This is a genomic window from Modestobacter altitudinis (genome assembly GCF_005930475.1).
Taxonomy (GTDB): domain Bacteria; phylum Actinomycetota; class Actinomycetes; order Mycobacteriales; family Geodermatophilaceae; genus Modestobacter; species Modestobacter altitudinis.
Window position 1 is genome coordinate 83,146 of the sequence record NZ_SJEW01000011.1, and the last position, 9,227, is coordinate 92,372.

Below are 9,227 nucleotides of genomic sequence, written 5' to 3' on the forward strand. Positions count from 1 at the left end.
CCCCGGGGGGGCGGCGGGTCAGCCTGCAGATCGGTCAGGCGATCTCGGCCCGCCGGATGCGCAGCCAGCCCAGCACCATCGGCAGCGCCAGCCACAGCGCGACCGACGTCGCCACCTGCAGCCAGCCCTGACCGTCCAGGTCGCCCTCGTACATCGGCATGGTCGTCGTCGACAGGTCCAGCCAGTCGCGCACCCAGTCCAGCGCCGACACGGTGTTGACCAGGATGGTGAAGGCGGTCGGCAGCACGAAGTACAGGACGATGGCCAGCGGGGAGCTGAGCAGCAGCATGCCGAAGGCCACCCCGGCCAGCACCGAGATCAGCTGGACCAGCAGCACCTGGGCGGCCTGGGCGGCGGACAGCCCCCAGTCCATGGCGCTGTCGGTGAACACCGGGGTGAGCACGGTGGCCAGCGCGGAGGCCGCTGCCGCCGCGAGCACGCCACCGACCGCCAGGAGCGCCGCCGCCATCACCTTGGCGGTCAGCACCCGTGACCGGCGGGGCACCAGCGCGAACGTGGTCATCGCCGTCCGTTGCGACCACTCGCTGGTCACCAGCAGGATGCCGAGGACCGGGAGCAGGATGCCGACCGGGAGCTGGGTGAAGGCGAAGTAGTCCGCGAAGGTCTTCGGGGCGTCCTCGACGAACAGCTCGAGGGCGACGACGCCCAGCGCCGCCAGCCCGATGACGATCAGCAGCCAGCGTCCGGCGCGGGTGTCGTAGGACTTGCGCAGCTCCACCCGGGTCAGCTGGAGCAGCGACGGCGGGCTGATCGCCGGCGTGCGGACGGCGGGGGCCTCCGGTGCGGTCGTGGTGGTCATGCCGCCACCTCCTGCACCTGCTGCGAGCCGTCGGCGTGGGTCAGGGACCGGAAGAGCTCCTCGAGTCCCTCTCCCCCGGCCGGGCGCAGCTCGGTGAGCACCGCGCCCGCCGCCGCCACCGCCTGGCCGACCGCGAGCGGGTCGGCGTCGGCGACGAGACCGTCGCCCTCCCCGGGGGCCACGGCGATCCCCGCCGTGCGCAACGCCCGTTCCAGCACGACCCGGTCCGGGCCGCGGACCACGGTCCCCCGGCCGCCGAGCAGCTCCTGCTTGCTGCCCTGGGCCACGATCCGGCCGCCGGCGATCACCACCAGCTGGTCGGCCACCGCCTCGACCTCCCGGAGCAGGTGGGAGGAGAGCAGCACCGTGCCGCCGCGGTCGGCGAACCCCCGCAGCAGCCCACGCATCCAGAAGATGCCGTCGGGGTCCAGGCCGTTGGCCGGTTCGTCGAGCACCAGCACCTGTGGGTCCCCGAGCAGCGCCGCGGCGAGCCCGAGCCGCTGCTTCATCCCCAGCGAGTAGTTGCCGACCCGCTTGCCCGCTGGCTTGCCGGCCAGCCCGACCCGGCCGAGGACCTCGTCGACCCGCTCCTGGTCGACGCCGAGCACCAGCGCGGCGAGGGTGAGCACCTCGCGGCCGGTGCGCCCGGCGTGCTGGGCGCCGGCGTCGAGCAGGACGCCGACCTGACGGCCGGCGTTGGGCAGGTCCCGGTAGGCCCGGCCGCCGATGGTCGCGGTGCCGCTGGTCGGTGTCGCCAGCCCGACCAGGGCCCGCAGCGTCGTGGACTTCCCGGCGCCGTTGGGGCCCAGGAAGCCGGTCACCGTGCCGGGCGTGCAGCTGAAGGAGACGTCGGAGACGGCGAGCTGCGCGCCGTACCGCTTGGTCAGGGAGTCGATCGTGATCATGGGACGACCATGGCCCGGCCGGCCGGTCGCCCGCATCGGCCGGGAGTCGGCACCTCACCCGGCGCAGGCCGACCCCTGGACGGCCGGAAGTCGGTGCCCGGACGGGTGGACGTAGACCTCGGTCGGTTCCGCTGGACCACGCGCGTCCGTAGCCTCCGGGGATGACCCTGACCGGCGGAGCGCCGTCCGAGGCCGACCGCCGCGTGGAGCACCCCTCGCTGGTCCCCGCCCACCTGCTGGCCGACCCGGACGCCGCTCCCGAGCGCGAGCCGGACGGCGTCGGCAGCACCGGCGGCCGACGGCGGGTGCAGCGCTCGGTCCGCGACTGGGTCGTGGACGTGAGCTGCTTCCTGCTCGCCCTGGCCGGCGGCGCGGTGTTCGTGGGCGCGGCGCTGTCGGAGTCACCTCCCCCGCCGGACGCGCTGGTGCTCGCCGACGTGCTCGCCGGCAGCACGGCCTGCCTGCTGCTGTGGGGGCGGCGGCGCTGGCCGGTGCAGATCGCCGTGCTGCTGGCGCTCGTCGGCTGCTTCTCGGACATGGCGAGCGTCGCCGTCCTGATCGCGCTGTTCACCGTCGCGGTGCACCGGCGGCTGCCCACCGTGCTGGTGCTGTCCGCGCTCAACCTCGCCGCGTTCTTCGTCTACACCGCCGTCCGGCCCACCGACGACGTCCCCTATCCGATCATCGTGGGGTTCGGTGTCGTGATGACGGCGGCGGTCGTGGCCTGGGGCATGTTCGTGCGCGCCCGCCGCCAACTGGTGCTCTCGTTGCGCGAGCGGGCGTTGCGGGCCGAGCGCGAGCAGCACCTGCGGGTCGCGCAGGCACGCGACCTGGAGCGCACCCGGATCGCCCGGGAGATGCACGACGTGCTGGCGCACCGGCTGTCGCTGCTGAGCATGCACGCCGGCGCGCTGGAGTTCCGGCCCGATGCCCCGCCGGCGGAGATCGCCCAGGCGGCCGGCGTCGTCCGGGCCAGCGCGCGGCAGGCGCTGGAGGACCTGCGGGAGGTGATCGGTGTGCTCCGGGAGGCCAACGGCGACCCGGCGACCCGGCCGCAGCCGACCCTCGGGGACCTGCCCGCCCTCGTCGAGGAGTGCCGCCGGGCGGGTGTCCGGGTGCGCGCGGACTACCGGGTGCCGGAGCTGGGGTCGGCTCCGCCGGCGACCGGCCGCAACGCCTACCGGGTCGTGCAGGAGGGGCTCACCAACGTCCGCAAGCACGCGCCGGGCACGGTCGCCGCCGTCCTGGTCGAGGGTGGCCCGGGCCGGGGGCTGACCGTCGAGGTCCGCAACCCCCCACCGGCGGGTGCCGAGCACACCGTGCCGCTGCCCAGCGGGGGCACCGGGCTGGTCGGGCTGCTGGAGCGGGTCAGCCTGGGCGGGGGCCACCTGGAGCACGGCTGGACGACGGACGGCGACTTCCGGCTGCGGGCGACGTTCCCCTGGCCGGCCGACTGGGCCGCCCGGTGAGGGAGCCGGTGCGGGTGCTCGTCGTCGACGACGACCCGCTGGTGCGCGCCGCGCTGGCGATGGTGCTGGGCGGGGCGGAGGACCTGGAGCTGGTCGGTCAGGCCACCGACGGCGACGAGGTGCCTACAGCGGTCGAGCGCTGCTCCCCCGACGTCGTCCTGATGGACATCCGGATGCCACGCACCGACGGGCTCACTGCGACCGAGGAGCTGCTGGCCGGGCCCGGTGCGCCGGAGGTGATCGTGCTGACCACCTTCGACGCCGACGAGCAGGTGCTGCGGGCGCTGCGCGCCGGGGCGAGCGGCTTCCTGGTCAAGGACACCCCGCCGGCCGCGATCGTGGAGGCGGTGCGCCGGGTGGCCGCCGGTGAGCCGATGCTCTCCCCCACCGTCACCCGCCAGCTGATCGCGCACGTCGCAGCGGTCCAACCGGCATCCCCCGGCGACGCCCGTGCCCGCGGCGCGCGCGCCCGACTCGATCAGCTCAGCGAACGGGAACGGGACGTCGCCCTGGCCATCGGCCGGGGGCTGTCCAACGCGCAGATCGGCGCGGAGCTCTACCTGAGCGTGGCGACGGTGAAGGCGCACGTGTCCCGGCTGCTGGTGAAGCTGGACCTCGCCAACCGGGTGCAGATCGCCCTGCTGACCCACGACGCCGACCTGGTCTAGTCGGGGGGCCATGTTGGCCAACATGGCCCTCGTCCGTCAGCGGCCCCTTGCCAGCCACCGGTGCAGCCGGCGGGTCACCCAGGGCAGCAGCAGGTAGGTCATGATCGGGGTCAGGGCCAGCGTGGTGACCGCCACCCGCAGCACGACGGGGACGCCGACGAGCAGCCGGCCGAGCGTCACGGTGGCCAGCAGGTTCAACGGGAAGAAGACCAGCCAGATGGTGACCGCCTGCTTCCACCGGCATGGTCGGGCCGGCACGGATCCAGGCGGTCATCTCCACCGTGTGAGCCGGGTCGGCCCGCCGGGTGAACGAGACGGTCACCGGCAGCTCCGGGGTCTCCGGAGCGGTCGGCACCGAGGTGGTGCTCTCCATGACCCCCAGCATCGCCGTCGCGCGTGACGAACACGTGACGGGCTCCCCTGCGCGCCGCACCGGCCGGGCACAGGTCCGGTCGCGATGATCGGGGGGTGGAGGCCCTCGACCGGTTCTGGACCCGGGTCAGCGCCTCCTCTCCCCCACTGCCCGGCTGGCTGCTGGCCCTCAGCGCGGCGCTCGCCGCCGTCCTGGTGCTCTCCCCGGCGCTGTGGGGACGCTCCCGGCACGCGGTGACCATCGCCCACGAGGGTGCGCACGGGCTGGCCGCGCTGGTCACCGGGCGTCGGCTGTCCGGCATCCGGCTGCACTCGGACACCTCCGGGCTGACCGTCTCGGCCGGCCGGCCGGCCGGGCCCGGCATGGTGCTCACCGCCGCGGCGGGCTACACCGGGCCGGGGCTGTTCGGCCTGGGCGCGGCCGCCCTGCTGGCCGCCGGGTACGCGGTCGGGCTGCTGTGGGCGCTGCTGGCCCTGCTTGCGCTGCTGCTGGTGCAGATCCGCAACTGGTACGGCCTGTGGTCGGTCCTGGTCACCGGCGCCCTGGTGTTCGTCGCCACCTGGTGGCTGCCGGCGGACGGCCAGGCGGCGTTCGCCCACCTGGTCACCTGGTTCCTGCTGCTGGCCGCCCCCAAGACCGTGGTCGAGCTGCAGACCAAACGCCGGCGGGGCGCCGGGCGGGACTCCGACGCCGACCAGCTGGCCCGGCTCACCCGGCTCCCCGGGCTGCTCTGGGTCGGGTTCTTCCTGCTGGTCGACGTCGGCGCCCTCGTCCTCGGCACCTGGTGGCTGCTCCCCTGACCACCTGATGGCCCCCTCGCAGGGGCCCGAGCCGAGCTCGCGAGGCCCGGGGGGCGAGGGGGTCCTTCGTCAGTCGCTGGTCGGGCGGTTGCGGCGGCGGGGGGCTGCGTGCGGCGGCTGGTGCACCGGCTGGACGTCCGGCGCCGGGGGGATCTTCCGCTCCTGCGGCTCCGAGGTCACGGTGAACGTCTCGCCGTGGTGGGCGATCTCGATCGGCTCGTCGCCGTAGACCAGCCGGTACGTCGCCTGCTCCGGGGTCACCGACACGGCCAGGCAGCGGCCCTGGAACACCACCCGGAACGCCAGCCGGGAGATCCGCGGCGGCAGCCGGGGCGCGAACGTGAGCTTCCCGTCGTGGTCACGCATCCCGCCGAACCCGGCGACCGCCACCATCCAGCCGCCGGCCAGGGAGGCGATGTGCAGCCCGTGCCCGCTGTTGCCGTGCAGGTTCTGCAGGTCGGTCAGCGCCGCCTCGCCCCAGTAGTCGTGGGCCAGCTGCAGGTGCCCGGTCTCCGCCGCCATCACCGCCTGCTGCGCGGCCGACAGCGAGGAGTCGCGCACGGTGCGGGCCTCGTAGTAGGCGAAGTCGGCGATCTTCTGCTCGAGCGTGAACGCGTCCCCGCGCAGGTGCAGCGCCATCACCAGGTCGGCCTGCTTGACCACCTGCTTGCGGTAGATGTCGAAGTAGGGGAAGTGCAGCAGCAGCGGGTACTGGTCCGGCGTCGTCCCCTCGAAGTCCCACTCCTCGTGGTGGGTGAACCCCTCCGACTGCTCGTGCACGCCCAGGCTCTTGTTGAAGGGGATGCACATCTCCTCGGCCGCGCGCCTCCAGTGCGCGACCTCGTCGGCGGAGACCATCAGCCGGGCCGCCGTCTGCGGCTGCCGGTCGACGGCCGCCGCCGCCTCGCGCAGGTTCCGCTGGGCCATCAGGTTCGTGTAGACGTTGTTGTCGACGACCGCGGTGTACTCGTCCGGCCCGGTCACCCCGTCGATCCTGAACCCCCGGTCGTCGTCGAAGTGGCCGAGGGACGCCCACAGCCGGGCAGTCTCCACCAGCAGCTCGGTGCCGTAGTCGCGGTCGAACTCCTCGTCCAGGGTCGCCCACCAGTACCGGGCCACCGCGTCGGCGATGTCGGCGTTGATGTGGAAGGCCGCCGTCCCGGCCGGCCAGTACCCCGACGTCTCCTCGCCGCGGATCGTCCGCCACGGGAAGGCGGCGCCGTCCTGACCGAGCTCGCGGGCCCGGTCCCGGGCCAGCTCCAGCGTCGAGTGCCGCCACAGCAGCGCGTCCCGGGCGGCGCCGGGCACCGTGTAGGTGAGCACCGGCAGGACGTAGGTCTCGGTGTCCCAGAACGTGTGCCCGTCGTAGCCGTCGCCGGTGAGCCCCTTGGCGGGGATCGGCTGGCGCTCGGCGCGCAGCCCGGCCTGCAGGACGTGGAACATGCCGACCCGGACCGCCTGCTGCAGTTCCTCGTCGCCCTCGATCTCGACGTCGGCCTCGTCCCAGTGCCGGTCCAGCAGCTCCCGCTGCTCGCGCACCAGCCGGTCCCACCCGGCGAGCTTGGCGGTGGCCAGTGCCCCCTCGACCTGGTCCCGGACGGCGGCCGCGGACCGTCGGCTGGACCAGCCGTAGGCCAGGTACTTGACCAGCCGCAGCTTGGACCCGGCCGGCAGCCGGGCGGCGAGGGTGTAGCGGGCGAGGTCCGCGGAGACCTCGAGGTCCTCGGTGGCCTGGTCGGGGACGTCGACCTCGTGGTCCATCCCGGCAGCCATCCGCAGCCGGCTGCGCCTGGTCTGGTGCACCAGGACGGCGTGCCGGCCCCGGCCGACGTGCAGCTCGGACTGCAGGGGGCGGTCCATCGCCGAGCCCGCCCGGGGGTCGTCGGTCTGCGCGGTGTTGACCGACTCGTTGGCCAGCAGGTCCGACTGGAGGGCGATGTAGAGGTCGCCCTCCTCGTCGGTGCACTCCACCTGGTACTCGATCGCCGCGATGGAGCGCCGGGTCAGCGAGACCAGCCGGGTGCTGGTGACCCTGACCTGCCGGCCGCTGGGCGAGCGCCACTCGGTCGTCCGGCGGAGCACGCCGTCGCGGAGGTCCAGCGAGCGGCGGTGCTTGACGATGTTGCCGTACTGCAGGTCCAGCGGCGTGTCCCCGACGAGCAGCCGGATGATCTTGCCGTCGGTCACGTTGACCACCGTCTGGCCCTGTTCCGGGAAGCCGTACCCGGCCTCCGCGTAGGGCAGCGGCCGCTCCTCGAAGAAGCCGTTCAGGTACGTTCCCGGGACGACGACCGGCTCACCCTCGTCCAGGGTGCCGCGCATGCCGATGTGCCCGTTGGCCAGTGCGAAGACCGACTCGTGGGTGCCCAGCGACGCCAGGTCGACGCCGACCTCGGTCAGCGACCACGGCTTGACCAGGAAGTGTGCGCGCCCTTCCGTCACAGCAGCTCGTCCAGGTCCTGCACGACGACGTCCGCGCCACGCTCGCGCAACCCGTCGGCCTGACCCACCCGGTCCACCCCGACGACGAAGCCGAACTCCCCCGCCCGACCCGCGGCCACGCCGGAGAGCGCGTCCTCGAACACGACCGCCTCCGCCGGCAGCACCCCCAGGGCGCGGGCGCCGGCGAGGAAGCTGTCCGGAGCCGGCTTGCCGCGCAGTCCGTCGCGCTTGGCGACCACCCCGTCCACCCGGGTGTCGATCAGGTCGGCGAACCCACCAGCCGCCACGACCTGCTCGCCGTTGGCCGAGGCGGTGACGACGGCGGTGGCGAGGCCTGCGTCCTTGACCGCCCGCAGGTAGCGCATCGACCCCTCGTAGACCTGCACACCGTGCTCGTCGAGCTCGCGCAGCAGCAGCTCGTTCTTCCGAGTCGCCACACCGCGGACCGTCGCCGCGTCGGCCGGGTCGCCGTCGGTGCCCTCGGGCAGCGTGATCCCACGGCTGGCCAGGAAGTCGCGGACGCCGTCCTCCCGGGGCTTGCCGTCGACGTGGGTGTTGTAGTCGGCCTGGCTGAACTCGGCCGCCGCCGGGTCACGACCCCGCAGGAACTCGTCGAAGGTGCGCTTCCAGGCGGCCTGGTGCACCTTCGCGGTCTGGGTGAGGACGCCGTCGAGGTCGAACAGGCACGCACGGATGGATTCGGGGAGTCCCAGCACGTGCGACACGCTACGACGATTGCCTGACGCAGTCCTGTCGAGACCTTCACCGAGCCGGCGGCCCAGGGGTGGACGTCAGCGCTGCGCCCGAAGGGCGTTGAGTGTGCTCGTCGTGGGGTTCATCGGGCATCGGGGACGACGCGCATCATTTAGAAGCTTAGTTGGGGATAACGGTTGTAGATGGGAAGTCTCGTCTCCACCTCCATCGGCAGTCCGGCAAGGTGGCGGAACGGCGGCCCAGCTGGCCGGGCAGGCGACTCGACCCCTGAGCTGCCCCCTCTGCGCCCCCCGCGACCGCGAGCGGCCCACGCCGGGCGAGGTCGCGGGCCGGCGGCCCTGTCGGTCGTCGTCACTGCTCGCCCGGAGGGCGCTCCCCCGGGTGTTGCTGGGCGTGTGCGAGCCGGGGACGACGGGTGGTTGGGTGGGTCGAGTTGTTGGGGATAACGGTCGTAGGTGGAACACGGAGCACCGTCGGCTGTCCGGCGTCCGGCAGCTCCCGCTCCCGGCGCGGGCTCCACCGCTGCGAGGGGCTTCGCCCTCCGGGCACCACTTCCCTCCCTCGTCGGTGCCGCCCGGGCGCGCACTCCGCTCCCCCGCTCGTGCACCACCTCCCTCACCTCCACGTCGCCGGCACGGTCGAGTCGTGGTCCCGCGGCCCGTCGTCGTCTCGCGGCCCGTCGTCGTCTCGCGGCCCGTCGTCGTCTCGCGGCCCGTCGTCGTCTCGCGCCCCTTCGTCGTCTCGGGGCCGGACACCGCCGCGTCGGGAGGGGACTCCCCCGGCGGCGTCCGGGTGGTCGCAGGACCCGGGGGCGGCGGGTCGGCAAGGCGACGCGGTTGTTGGGGATAACGGAAGCTGAACGTGCACAGACACGGCGAAGCCGGGTCGGCGGAGGCCGATCGGCCGGCGTGCCACCGAACTGCCTAGGGTCGGTACCGGCTGCGGCACCGCCGCTCTCCCGGTCCCCGCCGGGAGTCCACGACCCGAGGAGCACCGGCATGGCCGACCGCCCCGCCCCGCCCGACCCCTACGACTT

Annotated in this window: 8 protein-coding genes; 3 read left to right on the plus strand and 5 right to left on the minus strand. The window is 73.9% G+C overall.

Annotated elements, in window-relative coordinates; genetic code table 11:
* Positions 1 to 34: 34 nt before the first annotated feature.
* Together FHL79_RS06635 and FHL79_RS06640 are read right to left on the minus strand one after the other, a co-directional pair.
* A complete protein-coding gene (locus FHL79_RS06635; RefSeq protein WP_138757820.1) occupies positions 35 to 820 on the minus strand; it encodes an ABC transporter permease in 786 nt (261 codons plus the stop codon).
* Positions 817 to 1,725 (minus strand): ABC transporter ATP-binding protein, encoded by a 909-nt coding sequence (locus FHL79_RS06640; RefSeq protein ID WP_138757821.1) that lies wholly within the window; start codon positions 1,723 to 1,725, stop codon positions 817 to 819. The genes FHL79_RS06635 and FHL79_RS06640 overlap by 4 nt, the downstream gene beginning before the upstream one ends.
* A gap of 161 nt (positions 1,726 to 1,886) precedes the next feature.
* Here FHL79_RS06640 and FHL79_RS06645 point away from each other — a divergent pair, with 161 nt between their 5' ends.
* Both FHL79_RS06645 and FHL79_RS06650 read left to right on the plus strand, forming a co-directional pair.
* Positions 1,887 to 3,194 (plus strand): sensor histidine kinase, encoded by a 1,308-nt coding sequence (locus tag FHL79_RS06645; protein WP_138757822.1) that lies wholly within the window; start codon positions 1,887 to 1,889, stop codon positions 3,192 to 3,194.
* Complete coding sequence (locus tag FHL79_RS06650) at positions 3,191 to 3,862, plus strand: response regulator (protein ID WP_138757823.1); 672 nt, start codon at positions 3,191 to 3,193, stop codon at positions 3,860 to 3,862. Before FHL79_RS06645 ends, FHL79_RS06650 begins: the two co-directional genes overlap by 4 nt.
* A gap of 36 nt (positions 3,863 to 3,898) precedes the next feature.
* Here the strand turns inward: FHL79_RS06650 and FHL79_RS25010 are convergent, their stop codons facing one another.
* Positions 3,899 to 4,120 carry a putative antibiotic biosynthesis monooxygenase gene (locus FHL79_RS25010; RefSeq protein ID WP_218938353.1) on the minus strand — a complete coding sequence of 74 codons (222 nt, stop codon included), beginning with the start codon at positions 4,118 to 4,120 and terminating at the stop codon, positions 3,899 to 3,901.
* Positions 4,121 to 4,330: 210 nt separating this feature from the next.
* Here FHL79_RS25010 and FHL79_RS06660 point away from each other — a divergent pair, with 210 nt between their 5' ends.
* Positions 4,331 to 5,035, plus strand: coding sequence for a M50 family metallopeptidase (locus tag FHL79_RS06660; protein ID WP_138757824.1), 705 nt, complete (start codon positions 4,331 to 4,333; stop codon positions 5,033 to 5,035).
* A gap of 69 nt (positions 5,036 to 5,104) precedes the next feature.
* On the opposite strand, the gene FHL79_RS06665 is transcribed toward FHL79_RS06660, so the two are convergent.
* Together FHL79_RS06665 and FHL79_RS06670 are read right to left on the minus strand one after the other, a co-directional pair.
* On the minus strand, positions 5,105 to 7,477 hold the full coding sequence (locus FHL79_RS06665; RefSeq protein ID WP_138757825.1) for a glycoside hydrolase family 65 protein: 2,373 nt from the start codon (positions 7,475 to 7,477) through the stop codon (positions 5,105 to 5,107).
* Positions 7,474 to 8,193 carry an HAD family hydrolase gene (locus FHL79_RS06670; RefSeq protein ID WP_138757826.1) on the minus strand — a complete coding sequence of 240 codons (720 nt, stop codon included), beginning with the start codon at positions 8,191 to 8,193 and terminating at the stop codon, positions 7,474 to 7,476. Before FHL79_RS06670 ends, FHL79_RS06665 begins: the two co-directional genes overlap by 4 nt.
* Positions 8,194 to 9,227 lie beyond the last annotated feature (1,034 nt).

Excerpts from the sequence above, each read along its gene's own strand:
- FHL79_RS06635 (WP_138757820.1), bottom strand. The coding sequence starts at position 820 with ATGACCACCACGACCGCACCGGAGGCCCCCGCCGTCCGCACGCCGGCG.
- FHL79_RS06640 (WP_138757821.1), bottom strand. The coding sequence starts at position 1,725 with ATGATCACGATCGACTCCCTGACCAAGCGGTACGGCGCGCAGCTCGCC.
- FHL79_RS06645 (WP_138757822.1), top strand. The coding sequence starts at position 1,887 with ATGACCCTGACCGGCGGAGCGCCGTCCGAGGCCGACCGCCGCGTGGAG.